A 273-nucleotide genomic window follows, 5' to 3' on the forward strand; every position below is an offset into this window, starting at 1 on the left:
AAACTTCGTGTTTTCTTTTTCCGCCGGTTTTTGTTTTTCTATCACAGGTGGTTTTTGAATAACAGACGGTTTTTCAACTGGTTTTTCTTTTTGAATTGGCTGTTCTTTTTGCATCTCTTTTTGCGGCTTTACCTGCATCTCCTTCTGTGGTTTCACCTGTACTTCTTTTTGCGGCTTTACTTGCATCTCCTTCTGCGGTTTTACTTGCACTTCTTTTTGTGTTTGTTGCATAGCTGGCTGCTGTGTAATTGGTGCTGATTGATACGTAACTTC

General features: G+C 39.6%; 1 pseudogene. It reads right to left on the reverse strand.

The window, feature by feature from the left end:
• A pseudogene (locus MR160_RS34350) lies at positions 1–273 on the reverse strand (peptigoglycan-binding protein LysM); the annotation flags it as partial.

The sequence above is a fragment of the Bacillus cereus group sp. BfR-BA-01382 genome, from assembly GCF_022663475.1.
In the GTDB taxonomy this organism is placed as follows: domain Bacteria; phylum Bacillota; class Bacilli; order Bacillales; family Bacillaceae_G; genus Bacillus_A; species Bacillus_A thuringiensis_S.